The 19,620-nt window shown below is 38.1% G+C and carries 16 protein-coding genes; 5 read left to right on the top strand and 11 right to left on the bottom strand.

Going from position 1 to position 19,620, the window contains the following annotated elements:
- Nucleotides 1-67 precede the first annotated feature (67 nt).
- The 3 genes from hemH to QE177_RS11080 all read left to right on the top strand — a co-directional run bounded on the left by hemH (nt 68) and on the right by QE177_RS11080 (nt 4,213).
- A complete protein-coding gene (gene hemH, locus QE177_RS11090) occupies nt 68-1,030 on the top strand; it encodes a ferrochelatase (protein ID WP_280549630.1) in 963 nt (320 codons plus the stop codon).
- Nucleotides 1,031-1,665: 635 nt separating this feature from the next.
- A complete protein-coding gene (gene wzz(fepE), locus QE177_RS11085) occupies nt 1,666-2,808 on the top strand; it encodes an LPS O-antigen length regulator Wzz(fepE) (protein WP_280549628.1) in 1,143 nt (380 codons plus the stop codon).
- 97 nt (nt 2,809-2,905) lie between these two features.
- Entirely contained in the window at nt 2,906-4,213 is a 1,308-nt protein-coding gene (locus QE177_RS11080; protein ID WP_280549626.1) for an inosine/guanosine kinase, read from the top strand.
- Nucleotides 4,214-4,264: 51 nt separating this feature from the next.
- On the opposite strand, the gene ybaL is transcribed toward QE177_RS11080, so the two are convergent.
- Complete coding sequence (ybaL, locus tag QE177_RS11075; protein ID WP_280549624.1) at nt 4,265-6,013, bottom strand: YbaL family putative K(+) efflux transporter; 1,749 nt, start codon at nt 6,011-6,013, stop codon at nt 4,265-4,267.
- An 878-nt stretch (nt 6,014-6,891) separates the two neighbouring features.
- Between ybaL and ushA the strand changes: the two genes are divergently transcribed.
- Entirely contained in the window at nt 6,892-8,556 is a 1,665-nt protein-coding gene (gene ushA, locus QE177_RS11070; protein WP_280549622.1) for a bifunctional UDP-sugar hydrolase/5'-nucleotidase UshA, read from the top strand.
- A 19-nt stretch (nt 8,557-8,575) separates the two neighbouring features.
- Here the strand turns inward: ushA and ybaK are convergent, their stop codons facing one another.
- From ybaK to copA, 3 genes are all read right to left on the bottom strand, one after another.
- Nucleotides 8,576-9,049: a Cys-tRNA(Pro)/Cys-tRNA(Cys) deacylase YbaK gene (gene ybaK / locus QE177_RS11065; RefSeq protein WP_280549620.1), complete on the bottom strand. Its 474-nt coding sequence runs from the start codon at nt 9,047-9,049 to the stop codon at nt 8,576-8,578.
- Between the two features lie 97 nt (nt 9,050-9,146).
- A complete protein-coding gene (locus QE177_RS11060) occupies nt 9,147-9,962 on the bottom strand; it encodes a TraB/GumN family protein (RefSeq protein WP_280549618.1) in 816 nt (271 codons plus the stop codon).
- A 146-nt stretch (nt 9,963-10,108) separates the two neighbouring features.
- Nucleotides 10,109-12,829, bottom strand: coding sequence for a copper-exporting P-type ATPase CopA (gene copA / locus QE177_RS11055; RefSeq protein ID WP_280549616.1), 2,721 nt, complete (start codon nt 12,827-12,829; stop codon nt 10,109-10,111).
- 130 nt (nt 12,830-12,959) lie between these two features.
- Between copA and cueR the strand changes: the two genes are divergently transcribed.
- Nucleotides 12,960-13,358 (top strand): Cu(I)-responsive transcriptional regulator, encoded by a 399-nt coding sequence (gene cueR / locus QE177_RS11050; protein WP_280552273.1) that lies wholly within the window; start codon nt 12,960-12,962, stop codon nt 13,356-13,358.
- Here the strand turns inward: cueR and QE177_RS11045 are convergent.
- The 7 genes from QE177_RS11045 to purE all read right to left on the bottom strand — a co-directional run bounded on the left by QE177_RS11045 (nt 13,324) and on the right by purE (nt 19,562).
- Nucleotides 13,324-13,806: an NfeD family protein gene (locus QE177_RS11045; protein WP_280549614.1), complete on the bottom strand. Its 483-nt coding sequence runs from the start codon at nt 13,804-13,806 to the stop codon at nt 13,324-13,326. The genes cueR and QE177_RS11045 overlap by 35 nt on opposite strands.
- Nucleotides 13,807-13,822: 16 nt before the next feature.
- The gene (locus tag QE177_RS11040) at nt 13,823-14,764 is read right to left on the bottom strand and encodes an SPFH domain-containing protein (protein WP_280549612.1); all 942 of its coding nucleotides are present in this window, start codon (nt 14,762-14,764) and stop codon (nt 13,823-13,825) included.
- 30 nt (nt 14,765-14,794) lie between these two features.
- Nucleotides 14,795-15,652, bottom strand: coding sequence for a co-chaperone YbbN (locus QE177_RS11035; protein ID WP_280549610.1), 858 nt, complete (start codon nt 15,650-15,652; stop codon nt 14,795-14,797).
- A gap of 82 nt (nt 15,653-15,734) precedes the next feature.
- Nucleotides 15,735-16,502, bottom strand: coding sequence for an SDR family oxidoreductase (locus QE177_RS11030; protein ID WP_280549609.1), 768 nt, complete (start codon nt 16,500-16,502; stop codon nt 15,735-15,737).
- Between the two features lie 98 nt (nt 16,503-16,600).
- Nucleotides 16,601-17,860 (bottom strand): MFS transporter, encoded by a 1,260-nt coding sequence (locus tag QE177_RS11025; RefSeq protein WP_280549607.1) that lies wholly within the window; start codon nt 17,858-17,860, stop codon nt 16,601-16,603.
- Between the two features lie 86 nt (nt 17,861-17,946).
- Nucleotides 17,947-19,035 carry a 5-(carboxyamino)imidazole ribonucleotide synthase gene (gene purK, locus QE177_RS11020; protein WP_280549605.1) on the bottom strand — a complete coding sequence of 363 codons (1,089 nt, stop codon included), beginning with the start codon at nt 19,033-19,035 and terminating at the stop codon, nt 17,947-17,949.
- Complete coding sequence (purE, locus tag QE177_RS11015) at nt 19,032-19,562, bottom strand: 5-(carboxyamino)imidazole ribonucleotide mutase (protein WP_280549603.1); 531 nt, start codon at nt 19,560-19,562, stop codon at nt 19,032-19,034. Before purE ends, purK begins: the two co-directional genes overlap by 4 nt.
- Between the last annotated feature and the right edge of the window lie 58 nt (nt 19,563-19,620).

The following is a 19,620-nucleotide window of genomic DNA, read 5'->3' as shown; positions in this document are numbered from 1 at the left end:
AAAATATTTGATAAGTTATGATAAGGTTATAAATAGTTAGCGTTAAATGAAAATGGAGCCAATTGGCATGAGCATTAAGAAGTATGGTGTTTTATTAGTTAACTTAGGGACGCCTGATGCACCGACGCCAGCGGCGGTGAAACGTTTTTTGGCAGAATTTCTTAGTGATGTAAGAGTTATTGATATTTCGAGAATGATTTGGAAACCGCTATTACATTTAGTGATTTTACCATTACGCTCACCAAAAGTTGCTAAATTATATCGGTCAATTTGGACAGAAGCCGGTTCTCCATTGCTAAGTTATAGTTTGCAACAGCAGGTTGCACTGGCAAAACAACTTCCCACTATTCCTGTAGAATTGGGTATGAGTTATGGTTCTCCTTCTATTGCAGATGCGATTGATAAACTATTAATTCAGCAGGTTGAAAATATTATTGTATTGCCGCTTTATCCGCAATATTCTTGTTCAACCTCAGCGGCAGTGTTTGATGCGATTTGTCGAGCGCTAAAAAAATATCGAACCATACCCGGGCTTCACTTTATTCGTAGTTATGCTAATCATCCTTATTATATTGAGGCATTAAAAAAGTCGGTTGAGTTAAGTTTTGAACGATATGGTAAACCTGATCGATTATTACTTTCTTATCATGGTATCCCTCAACGTTACGCAGAGACAGGTGATATTTATCCGCAGCAATGCGAGCTAACAACCCGTTTATTTAGTGAATTAATTGATTTTCCAGCTGATAAAATCATTATGACTTATCAGTCACGCTTTGGGCGTGAACCCTGGCTTACACCTTACACAGACGTTACCTTAGCAAGCTTAGCAAAGAGCGGAGTTAAGCATGTTCAGCTGTTATGTCCGGGTTTTTCGGTGGATTGTCTGGAAACCCTAGAGGAGATTGCGGTGCAGAATAAAGAATTATTTTATGCCGCTGGTGGTGAAAAGTATCAGTATATACCTGCACTTAATGACTCAGAAAATCATATTCTGTTAATGACCGAATTAATCAGAGATAGTCTATAGCCTGGTTTATCAATTTTAACTTTTTAAATAAAATTTATTTTTGTTAAAACTCACTAAATAAGCATGTTATGTTTAATTAATATAAAACTAAAATAATTTCTAACCATTTTATGTCAGTAATGAAAGTAAGATTAGTGATTGTTTGAATGGAATTTTAGCTAAAATTAAAAGTTATGATAGTAATTATAACACTATCATAAATTTGAAATTTTCTGTAATTGCTTGTTTATAATCGTTAATTTTATCTAATAATTGTAAAATTATATATTTAAACTGGTAATATGGATTATTATTATTGTATAAAATGGTAAATGAATTTTTACGGTATTTAGATTGTTTAAATAGTTTTTATTATTTACTTTTATTTTTTAGAAAGATTAATATTTTATTAGGTTTTGTTAAATAGTTTGTGGCATTTTACTGGCTTTAAATATCATAGTTGTAAAAATGAGAATATTGTTGATAAATGTGATTTGTATGTTTTTTTAAGGTTGGAAATGTAGAATATTATGACTAAACTTTTCTTGATTAATGAGAATTATTTGATTATTTAACTATTCAAGTCTGTATAAGATAGAGATAGATGAATATTTGTGATTAATTGTTAACAATATGACGGTTAGAAACTATAAATTATGACAAATAGACCATTATTGGATGCAACCTCTGAGATCGATCCATCTTTTTATTCGGCTAAGATGAAACAAGATGATGAAATCGATTTATTTGAACTCTTTTCTATTCTCTATAAATCTAAATTGTTGATTACTATCTTTGTTGTGGTTTTTACCGCTGCCATTTTTAGCTGGTCGCTATTTTCTCCGCAAAAATGGAAAAGTGAAGCCTCGATTGTTCAACCTACTACTCAAGAACTGTTTAAGCTGAATGAATTCCTTAGCCAGTTAAAAGTACTGGATATAGAAACAAATATTGATGCTCAACAAGTTTATGCAAAGTTTCTTGACGCTTATCGTTCGCAGCTGTTACAGGAAAATTTTCTAAAAAGTAGCGACTATTTTCAGCGGTTAGTTAAATCTTCAGAGTCCCAATCGTTAGAAAGAGAACAGCAGCTTTTACGTGATATGATAAATAATATTACGGTTGGCAAAGTTACTTTTAGTAATAGCGCAGATAAAAATGTCAGTAATACTACTAATATGCGAGAGTGGCCGATAGAAGCAAGCCTAGAATTTACTGCCGCAACGGCTCAAGATGCACAGGATATATTGTCTGACTATTTACGTTATATTGGCTCGAATATACGGCAAGAAATAAAAGCGGAGTTAAATGAAAAAATAGCGCAACAACTTGTTTATGCTAAAGGTAAATATGCTATCGAGCTGGCAACTTTGGAAAATACCAATCGGGTTGCGATTCAGCGGCTGAAAAATTCATTAGCTATAGCACAATCTGTTGGTTTGAAAAAACCGGTTTCAACTACGCATAATTTTATTCAAGATGATCCAGATTATCCTATTGCATTAGGTTCAGAAGCATTAGCTAAAAAATTGGCCATTATTGAAAAGGGTAATGATTTGTCATTATCGAATTCTGACTTGTTAAGTAGTCAACAATATATCCAACAATTACAGGCGCTAGATACAAAAGATATTTGGTTCCAACCAGTGAAATATATGCAAAAGCCAACTTTACCTATTGCTCAACAGGCACCTAAGCGAACCTATATGCTAGTATTAGCTGGAATAGCTGGTTTAATTTTGGGTTGTATTTATGTTTTGTTACGCCATATGGTAAATAGTCGCAAGCAAAAAGTCTGATGAGATCATTTTAAAGAAGCAGCAGGCAATTTTCCTGCTGCTCAATGATGTTAATTATGTTAGACTCGCTCCTTTCGTTAATGCTAATCTACCTATTATGAAATTCCCTGGTCAACGTAAGTCCAAGCACTATTTCCCTGTTAGTCTTCGAGATCCCTTATTATCCAGTCAAGAGTTAATCAATAGCGCAGGCGATCATGCTTATATTGTTGGTATAGACCAAACTCTAGTTGATATTGAAGCAAAGGTCGATGATGATTTTATTCAGCGTTATCAACTCAGCCAGGGGCACTCTTTAGTTATTGAAGATGCGATCGCTGAAAAACTTTACCGTGAGTTAACAGAGAAAAATCTTATTAGCCATGAGTTTGCTGGTGGCACAATAGGGAATACTTTACATAATTACTCTTTATTAGCTGATAACAGATCTGTGTTGTTGGGTACGATGTGCAATAACATTCAAATTGGTAGTTATGCCTATCGTTATTTATGTCATACTTCCAGCCGAATGGATTTAAATTATTTACAAGGTGTCAATGGTCCGATTGGTCGCTGTTTTACCTTAATTACGGAAAACGGGGAGCGAACATTTGCAATTAGTCCTGGGTTAATGAACCAATTGCGTCCTGAGAGCATTCCAGAGCAAATTATTGCAGAAGCATCAGCACTGGTTATTACCGCTTATCTTGTCCGTTGTCAGCCTGGAGAACCGATGCCAGCAGCAACAATGCAAGCAATAGAATATGCCAAAAAACATGATGTGCCAGTGGTGCTAACCATGGGCACTAAATTTGTTATTGCCGATGATCCTGCCTTTTGGCAAGATTTTCTCGCTAAATATGTTTCTGTTGTGGCAATGAATGAAGAAGAAGCGTTAGAGTTGACAGGGTTCAACGATCCCTTATTAGCTGCCGACAAAGTGCTTGATTGGGTTGATCTCGTTCTTTGTACCGCCGGTGTTGACGGACTTTACATGGCAGGTTATACCGAATCAGCTTATAAAAGAAAAACTCAACATCCACTATTATCTGGTGCTATTAAGCAATTTAATCGTTATGAATTTAGCCGTGCGATGAGAAAGAAAGATTGTCAGCTGCCTTTTAGGATCTATTCACATATTAAGCCTTATATGGGTGGGCCAGAGAAAATTATGAATACCAATGGAGCCGGTGATGGCGCATTATCCGCTTTATTACATGATATTACCGCCAATCGTTTTCATCGTTTAAATATTTCTAATTCAATGAAGCATTTTCTGCCTTTTCTGACATATTCTTCCTTAGCACAGGTGTGTAAATATGCTAATAGAGTTAGTTATCAGGTGCTTATTCAACATTCACCACGATTAACGCGAAGTTTGCCGGAAAAAGAGGATAGTTTAGAAGAATCTTATTGGGAACGGTAATTTGATAAAAATCAGGAGAAGGCCAGTATTTCTCCTGATTTATTTTATCGGCTAATTAGAAGCATCAGGTTTTAAGTATTTATCTAAATCTTTAGTGCCTGATAATAAATTATCGTCATGATTGTTAATAGTACAGTCAGTTGTTTTCTTTTTAGCTAGGAAATGAGCCATGGTTTTGGCAATTTCATGTTCACCAACAACGATATGATTTGCACCACGTTCACGAATATATCTAACTTCATCATCATAGTGAGCACGCACAATAATTGTAATATCTGGGTTTAATAATCTAGCTTTCTCGACAATTTGGCCTGCTTCATAACCATTTGGAATGGTGAGTAAGAGTGTTTGAGCACAATCTATGCGAGCCAGTTTCATTAGTGCTTTGTTTACGGCATTGCCAATTAATGAGCGGAAGCCATTTTTGGCTAATTCTTCAAATCGGGCGCGTGTATTTTCGATAACGACCAACGGAATATCTTTTTGACGTAATTTTTCCGCCAGAATAGTGCCAACACGACCATAACCAACAATAATGGCATGACCGCAAATATCAACAGGAATTTGTGCGACTTCTTCTTGCGTTTCTTCTAATAATTCTTCCTCTGTTGTTTCGGTTTTCTTCAGATAACGGTCAAGTAAGCTAAACAGCAATGGATTAATCATAATAGAGACGATTGCACCAGCTAAAACCAGATTTGGCGCTTGGCTATCAAACACATTGAGTGCGATTCCCATTCCGGCTAGAATGAAAGAGAATTCACCAATTTGTGCCAAACTTATTGCGATAGTTAATGCGGTACGACTGCTATGACCAAATAGTCTCACTAATAGTAATGCGGCGAGTGATTTACCAATAGTAATAATCGCTAAAACCGCCAATATAGCGAGTGGTTGTTCTATCAATATGATAGGATCTAGCAGCATACCAACCGATACAAAGAACAGAACCGCAAAGGCATCGCGCAAAGGTAGCGTATCTTGTGCTGCTCGATGACTTAATTCAGATTCATTTAGGATCATGCCGGCAAAAAATGCGCCAAGGGCAAAAGAAGCATTAAATAGTGTTACCGCAGCATAGGCAATACCGAGCGCTAGTACTAAAACCGCTAATGTGAATAATTCACGAGAACCTGTCGCTGCAGTACGGGCTAGCATCCATGGAATGAGTTGGCGACCCATGAAAAGGGTGATGATAATAAAGATAGCGACTTTACCAACAGTAAAAGTTAATTTAATTGCCAGCTCATTAAAACTGGCGTTATTGCTATCAAGAATACCGGCAATTGCGGGGAGCAATACTAGTGTCAAGACCATGACTAAATCTTCTACAATCAGCCAGCCAATAGCAATTCGGCCTCGTTTACTATCGATAAGTTGACGTTCTTCTAATGCCCTCAATAGTACTACCGTACTAGCTGTTGAGAGGCAAAGACCAAAAACAATTCCAGCAAATATTCCCCAGTCAAATAGTATGGCTAAACCTAGACCTAATAAGGTCGCGGTAATTATTTGAGCGATAGCACCAGGAATAGCAATCGATTTTACGGCTAAAAGATCTTTTAAGGAAAAATGTAAACCAACACCAAACATCAATAATATAACACCAATTTCAGCGAGTTCACTGGCTAAATTTGTATTTGCAACAAAGCCTGGTGTAAATGGACCAATAAGAACACCGGCCAACAAATAGCCGACTAACGGTGATATTCTTAGCCGTTGTGCAATCATACCAAACAGATAGGCAAGAGCTAAACCACCAACAATTGTTGTGATGAGGGATGATGCTGAATGATCCATTAAATCTCCTCTTTTTTGAATGACGAAATACGTCATGTAAAATTCAAGCTTATTTTATCTGCTGTTAACTAAAAAAGCGCTAAAAAAATCACGTTAAAATAATAAAAAAGCGGTTAACGATAAAAAGGAAAAGAATAGGTTGTTTTTTTTAATAAAAATACCCAGTAATTAATCATATTAACCATTATAACTATGATTTATTATTTTATAATATATTATAATATAAACTATTATTCTTTTTTTTATTCATATTTAGTAATGATAGGGTAAAACAAAATGATAATGATAAAAAATTTAGATTGAATTAATTAATTCAATACTTTTTATTTGTAATATAATCATGAATGGTGGATCGATTTCAATTGTCTCCAAAGGTTAATGACAAAGCGTATTTATCAAGCATTTCTACAATATGCAACATTAGCTAATACTTTTATATTTTGCATATAAATAGCAAAATGGTGTATCAAATAACAAGTATAGTAGTTATTTATGCTAACAAGATGAAAATAATTGCAAAAATAAAAATAAATTGATTATTTATTGCTTGAATGGTGATTTTTACCATCATTTTTGGCAAAAAAAATTGATTATAAAATGAGTTTGACATGATTTTATTATTTTTTCAGTAGGTTGATGGGACTAAAATAATAACTATCCACCATTTTTTTAGTAATAGCGATTTAGCTGTTATTTTGGTATCTGATTGAGAGTATAACTAGCAATATTTTTAATCTTGCGTCTTAGCCAGAACGATTTATGTTGTATTAATCAGATAAAATATTAAGCGAATAATAAAATAGATATTTTTTAGGGATATAAAAAAAATTGCTCGATGAAATACAATGGGTATAAATTTGAACGGTATGGAGATAGATATGCGATTGTCACTTACGACTTCCCTAGGTAGGATAATTGTATTTTTATGCTTGTTATTAAGTTCTACCGCAATTGCATGGCAAAAAGATAAAGCCTACTCTATCACAATTTTACACACTAATGATCATCATGGTCATTTTTGGCATAACAAGAACGGAGAATATGGTTTAGCCGCGCAAAAAACATTAGTTGCTGAAATTCGTCACGAAGTTGCAAAAGAAGGAGGAATTGTTTTACTGCTTTCTGGTGGTGATATTAACACTGGTGTGCCTGAATCCGACTTGCAAGATGCAAAACCAGATATTAAAGGCATGAATATGATTGGTTATGATGCAATGGTACTTGGTAATCATGAATTTGATAAGCCGTTAACGATTTTACGCAAGCAACAACAATGGGCAACTTTTCCTTTTTTGTCAGCCAATATTTATCAAACCAGTACCGGTCAGAGATTATTCAAACCCTATCAAATTTTTAATCAACAGGGCATTAAGATTGCTGTTATTGGTTTAACTACCGACGATACTGTTAAGTTAGGTAACCCAGGGGTAATTTCCGATATAGAATTTCGTTCTCCTATCAATGAAGCGAAAATGGTGGTTCAATCTCTACGTGCTAATGAAAAGCCCGATATCATTATTGCCGCTACGCATATGGGGCATTATAACAATGGCGAACATGGTTCTAATGCGCCGGGTGATGTTAAAATGGCGCGAAGTTTACCAACAGGCTATCTGGATATGATAGTGGGCGGTCATTCTCAAGATCCTGTTTGTATGTCCGTAAGCCGGAACAATTACAAACAAGATGATTATGTGCCCGGTACATTATGTATACCAGATCGCCAAAATGGAACTTGGATTGTGCAGGCTCATGAGTGGGGTAAATATGTTGGGCGGGCTGATTTTGAATTTAAAAATGGCAAATTTATTTTAAAACACTATCAACTTATACCTATCAATTTAAAGAAGAAACGGCTCAACCAAGATGGTTCGACAGAGTTAACTTTTTATACGCAAGAAATTCCGCCTGATGTTGAGATGATGAAATTACTCTCTTCTTTTCAAGCAAGAGGTCGTCAACAATTAGATATCAAATTAGGTTTTGTAGATGGTAGATTACAAGGTGATCGCAACAAGGTTCGTTATGGCCAAACTAATTTAGCGCGTCTCATCTTAGCGTCGCAAGTGGAACGTGTAAATGCCGACTTTGCCGTTATGAGTAGTGGCATGATCCGTAATTCTATTGACCGAGGTGAGATCAGTTATCGACAAGTGCTTAAGGTTTTACCTTTTGCTAATCACATAGCCTATGTTGATTTTAACGGTCAGGAAGTGAAAAACTATTTAGCCGCCGTCGCTAGTATGACGCCAGGCTCGGGGGCTTATGGCCAATTCTACAATATCAGTTTCATTCGTCATAACGATGGCACAATGACAGATATTAAAATAGCCGGTCAGCCATTAGATGTTAAAAAGCATTATCGAATGGCAACATTAGATTTTATTGCCTTCGGTGGTGATGGTTACCCGAAAATTAATCATCATCTAAATTATGTTAATACAGGATTAGTGGATGCTGAGGTATTAAAGAATTTTATTGAAAAACATGCGCCGTTAAAAGTCATTGATTATGCGCCGGGTAAAGAAATTATTAATTATTAATTAAACCGGCAATTATTTATCACTTTTTTATATCGGCAAAGATTGCATTTAATAAATGAGCTAAATCGTTGGGAGCAAGTTCAATATCTAGTCCCCTTTTTCCGCCTGAAATATAAATAGTTGCAAATTGCTTGGCTTGTTCATCAATAATTGTTGGCAGACATTTTTTTTGCCCTAGTGGACTTATTCCGCCTAATAAATAGCCCGTTGTTTTTTGTGCGATTTGCGGCTCGGCCATTTCTGCTTTTTTGGCGTTAAATTTGCTGGCAACCTGTTTCAAATTAAGTTGTCCTGATACCGGTGTGATAGCAACCACCAGATGTTTATTATCTCCATTTAACGCCACCAGTAGTGTTTTAAATACTTGTCTGGCATCAAGCCCCAATTTTTCTACCGCTTCTTGGCCGAAATGATATATATGCGCATCATGCTTATAGCTATGTAACGTATATTTGATTCTCTTCTTTTCCAATAAGTTAATAGCTGGAGTCATATAAAAACCTTATTTTATATAAAGTTATAGTTAACAGTTAAATGGACATTTTATTATTTTGCTTGGCAATGTAGCTTAAATAAAAAATGGGATAGAATTAGTCGATTTGTTGTTTAAATAAGCTAGCAAGATTATTATCGCCATATAAATGTAAGGCGCCAACGGCCACAACATAATGACCCGCTGGCAATTTCTTTAACTTTTGACACCATAATAAGTTACGTTCTCGCATTAATAATTGATAAACGTCGTCACGAAAAGTTTTTGGTAATTTTAAATCAAGCTCAGGTTTGAAATTCATCCACCAACTTAACATTATTTGTAACGAACGGGCATTAGATCGCCAATATGTCAGCGTATCTTCCAATAAAGACTGCCCATTGTTAGGTAAATTCATGAGTAGCTCGATTTGAGAGGCTGCGCCTTCTAGTTCAATGATTGGTTTCTGCTGTTGCCGGGCAGCTAGCAGCAGTTGATAATCTATCCCGTATTGAGGGAGTAATCCTAAATATTGAGCTTGATTGGCTTGTAAGATCAAAGCAATTTGCCAGGCGGCAAGTCTATCTAATTGCTCATCGTGAATTTTGATTTCTTGGCAATAATCTTTAAATTTTAGATAAAGTGTGGGCGAAAGTCGCTGTTTGACCGGGGGGTAAGGGATTGCAGGATTGTTAGTCAAGAGAGGCACTGTATCGGTAATATCAGCCTCAGTGATTAAAGCGTCGCATTGATTTAGTTTGTTTATAAGAATTGGAGGTAGCGGAAACATATTTTTGCTGGCCATATGAATACTACCAATAAGATGCAGGTGAATATTTCCAGCCAAGCTAATATCATAAGCAGGATAAGGATAATGTTTAGTCTTATTGGCAATCAAATATTTTTTTAGCCTAGATAATATAGGCGCTATCATTCTTCACTTCCCCTTAACGCAAAAATTCCTCATTGCCAGTTTAGTAGGTTAGCTGTTTTTAATCATCCAGTACAAGACTTTCTATACTTTTGTAAAAAAAGGTAACTGAGTTTTAGTCACCATTTTGTTAACTGGCGAGTGATAATTTATTGCTTAGGTTTAAATCGTAATAAACGATTTGCATTACTAACAACAGTAATTGATGACAATGCCATAGCGACACTAGCAATAACCGGATTTAGTAAGGTTCCAGTAAATGGATAAAATAGACCAGCTGCGATTGGGATGCTTAACGCGTTGTAAATAAAGGCGCCAAACAGATTTTGTTTCATATTACGCAGCGTTCCTTGGGCAATTTGCAAAGCATCAGCAACACTAAGTAAGTTATGATTGATTAAAGTGATAGCGGCTGTTTCAATTGCAATATCGCTACCACTCCCCATCGCAATACCAACATCAGCACGGGCTAAAGCAGGGGCGTCATTAATGCCATCCCCAATCATGGCAACTTTATGACCACTTTTTTGTAATTGTGCTATAACGGCTGCTTTTTGATCAGGCAATACACCAGCAATCACTTGGTCGATGTCCAATTCTTTGGCAATGGCATTAGCGGTGATTGGGTTATCGCCGGTTAACATTATCAATTGATATTTTTGCTTATGTAGCTGTTGTAACGCGCTAGTGGCAGTTTCTCGTAGCGGATCGCGAATAGAAAATAGAGCCGCTAATTGATTATCAACCGCCAGTAAGACCGGTGTGATCCTTTTATTGGACTGTTCAGCGATTAATTGATCAACTTGTTGGCTGCTAATCGAATATTGTGACATCAAAGCTTGAGTGCCTAACAAAATCGTTTTATTGTCGATTTCCCCTTTCACTCCAGCGCCGGCTAACGTACGAAACTGATTTACTGCGGGTAGTGATAACCCAACACTCTTCGCTAAAATCGCATTGGCTAATGGATGATTAGCGCCTTTTTCAAGTGCGCCAGCAAGGGTCAGTACTTGGGATTGCTCAAATTGATTAAAAGTATGAATTTCTATAACTTCAGGTTTACCTATCGTCAATGTGCCGGTTTTATCGAAAACCAGGGTATCTAGGTTGCTAGCTTGTTGTAAAGCTTCAGCATCGCGTATTAAAGCACCGTATTCCGCGGCACGTGCGACACCAGCAATAATTGACATTGGTGTTGCCAGACCCAGGGCACACGGGCAGGCGATTATGAGTACACTAGTGGTGACAATTAATGCATAACTGATTTGTGGTGATGGACCAAAGAAATACCAGATAGTCCCGGCAACTAAGGCTATCATAATCACACTAGGGACGAAAATAGCGGCAATTTTATCGGCCAATTGTCCTATTGCTGGCTTGCTGCTTTGAGCTTGGCGTACTAATTTAATGATACGCGCTAAGGTAGTATGTTGACCGACTGCCGAGACGCGTAATAATGCTGTACCATCTTGTACCACCGTTCCTGCATGTACTTTTTCACCTACGGTCTTATATTGTGCAACAGCTTCGCCAGTTAACATTGATTCATCTAGCCAAATTTCACCATAAGTCAGCTCACCGTCAACAGGAATACGATCACCGCTAGTCAGACGTAATAGCATACCTTGTTCAACTTGAGACAGTGGCACTCTATTTTCACCCTTTTCACTAATAACCAGAGCAGTGGGTGGTGTGAGATCAAGTAATCGTCTTAAGGCGTTTGATGAGCGTTGACGCGCCCCTTGTTCTAATGCATGTCCAAGATTAATTAAGCCAATAATCATTAGACTAGCTTCATAGTAAAGATGACGAGCTGGGATAGGAAATTTATCTGGCCACAAATTAACGCTAATTGAATATAGCCAGGCGGTGCTTGTTCCCAGGGCAACGAGAGTATCCATTGTGGCACTGCCATTTTTTAGACTTCTCCAAGCGTTGTAATAAAAATGGCCACCAGTCAACATCATGAGAATTAGCGTGACTAGCCCAATAAGCAGCCAGCTCAATTGATTTTTTTCATTTAACATCATATTGTTGCCAATCATGCCCCAAATCATCAAGGCAATACCAACTAGTAGCGCTAAAGCTGCTTGCCAACGAAATTTGCGTATAGAGTCCTTGGTGAACTGTTGTTGTTTTTCTCGATGTTCCATTTCATTGTCAATGATTTCGGCATCGTAACCGGCTTTTTGTACCGCTTGAATTAATGCCTGATGTTGAGCTTGTCCAGTGATCAAGGCACTGCGTTCGGCTAAATTAACCTGAGCATTTTGTACGCCTGGCGTACTAAGTAGCGCTTTATGTACTTTGTTAACGCAACTGGCGCAACTCATACCATTGATGAGTAATTGTATCGCGTCACTATCAATATTTGGTTTCTCAAGCTGATTCAATGTAGTTTGTTTACTAGCAGTATGGGCTATCTCCGGCGAAGATGTAGCTGATTGTTGGTGAATTGAAGGAGGGATTTTGGTTTCCAATGTTGCTTGGTAGCCAAGAGCCTTAACTGCAGCAATTAGCGTTGCCGGATCGGCGCTACCAAAAATTTGGGCTGCTTGAGTGGTCACTATTGCGGCGCCAACACCGCTGATATTTTCCAGTGTTTTTTGTGTTTTATTGACACAGTTGCGGCAATTGAGCCCTGCAAGCTGTAGTATAATATCGGGCTTTGTGGCTACTTTGCCTTGGTAACCGGCTTGCTCTATGGTTTTAATAATGTCATCTACTGATGCAGAACCGGTAATTTTGGCATAATCAAGTGTAACGGCAACTTGTTGTATGTCTTGCCGTGCTTCTAGCGCTTTCGTTAGCTTGTTAATACAATTGGAGCAAGTCAGTCCTTGTAGCGCTAGAATGGTAAAATTAGGCATAATTGACTCTCCTAATGCATACAATAAATTAATTGGTATAATGCTAATTACGTCCTAACATTATGGCTGAAATAACCTAAATGATGATAAAGGTTAAACCCTCTAGTAAGGGTAAGGTCAAGGTGAAATGATGAATATTACTCAAGTGGCAGAGAAAACGGGATTAAGTGCCAAAACAATTCGCTTTTATGAGGAAAAGTCATTAATTACTCCGCCAACGAGAAGTGAAAATGGCTATCGCCATTATCAACCTGCTCATTTAGATGAATTAACCTTATTAAAGCAGGCTAGAGCGGTTGGATTTACGTTGAAAGAGTGTCGGCAATTACTTGAACTTTTCCGTAACCCACGTCGCCACAGTGCGGATATAAAAACGGCGACGTTAAATAAAATTAGTGAAATTGAAAAAAACATTACCGATCTTAATCTGATCCGAAATAGCTTACTTGCATTGGTTGCATCGTGTCCGGGGGATAACAATGCAAAATGCCCGATTATTGATCATCTGGTTGGTCATCATGTTGATTAGAGCAAACTGGTTTGACTTTTAGTGTAATACCATCGACATCGATCACTTCGACTTCAGTATTAGCTGATAATTGCTCAGAACAAAAAACACGCCAGCTACCATCAGCCAGTCGTATTCTGCTATAGCCATTATTAGTATCTGAAATTAAACGTGCTTTTATGCCAATTAATTGATGTTGCTTTTGATTAGGTTCATCGGACAATGTTTTATTACGTATACTAAGCCGTTTACGCCAACCCAATACAGAAAGAATAATCATAATGGCAAATAATAGACCTTGCCAATCCCAACTCATTTCGGGTATAAGCCAGGTCATAAACGCCATAATAACGGCGGCAACGCCAGACCAGAGTAGATAACCACCGGCACCGAGTAGTTCAGCAATTAGCAGTAATCCACCTAAACAGAGCCAAAACCAGGCTGGTTGCGCAATTATTTGCTCAAGCATCGTTTAACACCTCTATTTATGTTTGATTGCTTTTTTGGCTATCGCGTTTTTTGTTTTCTTGAAATAGTTCACTGATGCCGCCAATGGCGCCCATTAAATTACTTGCTTCAAGCGGCATCATAATCACTTTGCTATTATCCGCCTTACCAATATTGGTTAGCGCTTCGGTATATTTTTGAGCGATAAAATAATTTATTGCCTGCATATCACCATTGGCAATGGCATTAGAGACCATTTGGGTTGCCTTGGCTTCAGCTTCTGCGGCGCGCTCTCTTGCTTCAGCATGTAGAAAAGCCGATTGACGTTCACCTTCAGCTTTTAAAATTTGTGACTGTTTTTCACCTTCAGCCTTTAGGATAGCAGCTTGGCGTACCCCTTCAGCCTCAAGAATATCGGCGCGCTTGGTTCTTTCTGCTTTCATTTGGGCATTCATTGCATTAATTAATTCTTTCGGCGGCCTTACATCACGGATTTCTATCCGAGTAATCTTTAATCCCCAGGTATTCGTGGCTTCATCAACAATATGCAATAAACGACTATTGATAATATCCCGTTGAGACAAAATTTCATCGAGTTCCATGGCCCCTAATACCGTACGAATATTGGTCATGGTGAGATTAATCACTGATAATTCAAGATTATTTACTTCGTATGCAGCGCGAACAGGGTCGACAACTTGAATAAAACAGACCGCATCAATTGTGACATTAGCATTATCTTTAGAAATAACTTCTTGCGAAGGAATGTCGAAAACGCGTTCCATCATATTGATTTTTCGCCCTATTTTATCCATAAAGGGGACAATGAAATGTAATCCCGGTAATAGTGTACGGGTATAACGGCCAAAACGTTCAACCGTCCATTGAAAGCCTTGTGGCACGGTTTTGACACAAGTTAAGACAATGACAATAGCGACAAAAATAATGATAGGTATGGCACTGAAAGAAAATAAGTCCATCGCGTTTTTCCTGGTTGATGCTGGTTGATGTTAATAAAGTAGTGAGTAAATTTGATGACGGTAGCGATTTGTTAAAGGATCACTAGGGCCTAAAGCAGATAAAATATCCATCATCGTTTTTTTCACCGAACCGTTTCCTGCCGACAAATCTTTCTTAAGAAAGGTTAGTAAAATTTCTAATGCTTCTTCATTTCTATTTACTTCATGTAGTTTAAGTGTTAGCTGTACGGCTAATTCCGTGTTTTCTGGCTGTTGAGCAAACGTCTCTTGTAATTGCTGAATTTCCGGTGTATCCGCGGCTTTTTTTTGTAGTTCAATTTGGGCTAATAAACCTTGATAACGGCTATCTTGATCTTGAATAGCAACGGTGTTCAAAATTTTCTGGCTTTCATCTAATTGGTTGAGGCTAATCAATGCTTCTGCATAGGTTAAACTAATTTCACTATTATTAGGAGCTAGTTGATGGGCTTCTTTTAACAATGGCAAAGCTTCAGCGGTTTTTCCAGCGGCCATTAACTCAATCGCCTGAGCAGTTTTTAATTCTTCTGCCGTCGGCAGGACATGGGTTAACATATCGCGGATAAATTCTTCAGATTGCGGTCCTTGAAAACCATCAATCGGTTGGCCTTGTTGTAATAAATAAACGGTTGGAATTGCTCTTAATCCGAATTGAGCGGCAACCATTTGCTCTGTATCACAATTGACCTTGGCGAGGGTGAATTGGCCTGCGTACTCAGCCGCTAATTTATCCAGGGTGGCTCCAAGTGCTTGGCAATGTGGACTTTGTGATGACCAAAAATAGAAAACAACCGGTTGTGTCATTGATTTTTCAATGACTTGTTGCAGATTAGATTCATTTACGTCGATGGCATAAGCAGTTGCTAGCATGGTGGTTCTCTTAAATTATGTTTTCTGTAATCCCTATAAAATAAGATCAAAATTGGTTATTTCAAGGGGGAAAAGGGATTTGCTATGTTAAAAATCTATCCATCAATCGATCAGGTAAAAGACGTTTCATAAAGGTAATAGCGTAAGTTAGTAGTGTCACCCGATAGCGAATTTTTGGTTTAGAACTTTCCAGTGCATGGAGTAGTCGTTTGACAACGTGTTCTGGCGTTAATGCTAGCTTTACAGCAATAGTCGGATTTTTAACTGGATTATCTTTGTTGGTTTGATCGACGTTATCAGTAAAACGTGTCTTAATTGGCCCAGGTTCGATAATACAAACATGTACCCTTGATCCTTTTAATTCAAGCCGTAGGGCATCTGACCAAGCCTCTAAAGCATGTTTACTTGCCGCATAGGCACCACGGCCAGCAGAAGAGACAATTCCTAATACAGAACTGGTTTGAATAATACGCCCTTCGCCATGAGGAAGCATAGCCGGTAACAATAAAGTGGTAAGCTGGTGGATACTAAAAAAATTAGTGGAAAACTGCTGTTCTAGTTGTTGTCGGCTAATGGTACTAAGTGAGCCATAGACACCATAACCAGCATTGTTAAATAAGGCATATAATCGGCCATTAGTTAATTCAATAACTTGTTGAGCGGCTTGTTTGACACTTTCTGCATTATTCATATCAATTTTAATCGGTTCAAAGCCTAGTGTTTTCATGGCAATTAAATCGGCTTCTTTCCGACAACCGGCTAATATTCGATAACCTTTGCTTAGCAAAATTTTGGCAGCGCATAATCCAATACCACTTGAAGTTCCAGTAATAAAAATCACTTTTTTCATGGTTTACGATCTCAATAAAATTATCAGGCTAGCTATTAGTATTGATTCTTAATGCCAACAGATAAAGCGCTAAATAAGTAAAATAAGAATGTTTTTAATTACAATTTGTAATTTTGAGCTACTCGTTGTACTGGCGGTTTCATTAATAGTGTTAATAATAAAATGACGAAAACAGGAAGCGCAATAATTAAAAATGCAGGCGTAAAACTGGCTGTATAATCCTTTATTATTCCGCCGAAGAAGGGGGCAAAACAGGCGCAAGTAGAGAGTAAATTCATGACAGAAAAAAGTTCTAGGTATGGACCTCGGCCAAAATAGTTAGCCAGTAAAACGCTTGATGCTAGAAAGGTCATGCCATAACCGATACCAACACCAAGCGTAAATAGAATTAGCCATAGCCAAGTTGTCGCAATACTGAGAGCAATAAGTCCACAAATAATAATTATTAGGCTGCTTATTAATAATTTTTTTGGTTCTAATTGCTCGCCGACCGCCCCGCCAGCCAGGCGAGAGAAGGCATTGATAAAAGCCATTACACTTAAAGAACCTGCGGCTATTGTTTCGCTAAAGCCTTGTTCTATGATGTGGGCAACGGCAAAGCTATTAACGGTAATGCCACACCAAAGGAAGGCGGTATAGCTAGCGGCAATGATATAAAATTGCCAGGTGCGTAGTGCGCCACTGGCGGTCCATATTTCTTTCGTTTTGTAGATTGTTTCAGAAGAGTGTTGTGTCAACTTGTCAGCGATCGCTTTGGCATGTGAAATTTCACGCTGGCCTTCGCGTAAAGTTAATAGTGTGATAAAGACAACAATGGCCAAACAAAGCGCTGAAATGACCCAATGTATGCGCCATGAACCCCAGACACGTGTTGCCAAAAAATAGATCCAAGGGCCGACCACGCCGCCTAAGCCACCAATAGTAAAGTAAAAGCCAAAAGCGAGCGATTGTTTTTCAAACAATCGAGAAATAACATAAGTACCAGGTACTGTTGCTAAAAATGTAAAGCCAATACCTAATAGGGCGGTACCGGAAAAATACTCAAATAAACTGGTTGTAGAATATAGGTAATAAAAGCCAAGAGTAAAAATAGCGAGGCCAAATAATAGTGTTATTCTAAGACCCAACTTGCGGATCATTAAGGTTGGTAAATAGCTTGATAAACCACAGGTTAATCCTAAGATTGTAAATCCAAGTCCTGCTTCTGCCCAGTTCCAATTGAATTCGTTAATCATGCTAGGTAGTACGACACCCAGCGAAGTAAAAGTGGTTGCTGTTGATAAGAAGTAAATTAATCCCAGTAAAAGTAACATATACCATGGATAAACAGGACCAAACATTTGTTGTTGTGCAGGCATTATAACTCCAGAGCAGACAACTATTGCATGAAAACAGTCAGCTTAACAATATACTGGTTTATTCAACATAGTAGTTGTTTTTATTTTTACCCATTATGTCGTTGGGCATGTATTAATTTTGTGTGTAGCCATGCAATACTATCCTGATATTCATTAGGAAGTAAGGGTTGTATTGTCTTTAGTGAGTTATTCATCGCTTGCCAGTTATTACTACACAAATTTAGATGGCCTACTTTACGCGCTGGGCGAACATCTTTTTCATACCAATGTAGATGAACCAAAGGTAGTGACAACCATGCAGGATTTAATGCTGTACCTATCAAATTAATCATGATGGCCGTAGTATCTATATTAGGGGTAGGAATTGGCAGGTTTGAAATGGCCCGCAGATGGAGTTCAAATTGACTAATAGAAGCGCCATTTTGCGTCCAATGACCACTATTATGAACCCTTGGCGCTAATTCGTTAATGAGTAATTTATCATTTAAAATAAAACATTCCATTGCCATCACACCGACATAATTTAATGTTGTCATAATGGTCGACAGCATCAGTTCTGCCTGTGTTTGCAATTTTTTATCAGGCTGAGGAAAAGCGATACTGGCGCGTAGCATGCCCTCTTGATGCAGATTATATGTTAGTGGGTAAAAGACACATTGGCCATTTATATTACGTGCACCAACAAGTGAAACTTCACCTGAAAAGGGAATCGCTTTTTCAACAATCGCCTGGCCATAAATTTCAGCGGGTAGTATTGATAGATTGTCAGGTGTGATACGCCATTGCCCACGGCCGTCATAACCACCAGTACGACATTTAACAATAACAAAATCGCCTAACGCGGTAAATAATTGTGGCCATTGTGTTTGATTACTAAGGAGTTGCCAGGGCGCCGTCGTTAACGATAAAGAATCTAGTAGCTGTTTTTGTGGCAACCGGTCGGCCAATTGCGGGAAGATATCGCGATTAATAAAACTAGGCTGGCGAGCTAATTCACATGTAAGCGGCGTTTCTGGCCAGCGTTCAATTTCGGCTGTTATGATGCTGTGTTGATAAGGAATCGTCTCTAATTTATCATCGATACCGATAGGATAGACGCTAATCCCTAACGGCTCTCCGGCTTGACGTAACATGCGGCCTAACTGGCCATTACCAAGGACGCAAATCGGTTTCATTCCACCTCCCGCGGATCGGGATGGCTTAAGACATCATTAGTTTGTTTTAAACGCCAGTTTAATAAACGCTTATAAAGCTCACTATCTGTGCCAGCTAGGAATTGGGCTGCCAATAATGCTGCATTCGCTGCCCCTGCTTTACCAATTGCAAAAGTAGCCACCGGAATACCCTTTGGCATTTGCACGATTGAATAAAGACTATCAATACCATTAAGCGTCGCGGTTACGACAGGGACGCCAAAAACAGGAATTAACGTTTTAGCCGCTAGCATACCGGGTAAATGTGCGGCTCCACCAGCACCAGCAATGATAACCTGAAATCCTTTTTCTTTTGCTTGTTCAGCAAATTTGAAGAGTTTATCTGGCGTGCGATGAGCAGAAACAATTTCTACGTGATGAGATAGTGTGAGTTCGCAGAGTATATCGGCAGCATATTTCATCGTGCTCCAGTCGCTTTTGGAACCCATAACGATGGCAATTTTGGGGCTAGAATGTGACGATTTTTGTGCATCAAATTGAGCGATCATTAATTTGTTGCTCCTGCTTTAAGTCATTTATTGATGGCAAATTAAGTGAGATCATATC

This window comes from Arsenophonus sp. aPb, assembly GCF_029873475.1.
In the GTDB taxonomy this organism is placed as follows: domain Bacteria; phylum Pseudomonadota; class Gammaproteobacteria; order Enterobacterales; family Enterobacteriaceae; genus Arsenophonus.
Note: the sequence above shows the minus strand (reverse complement) of the source record. Positions and strands in the feature narration are given on the sequence as shown.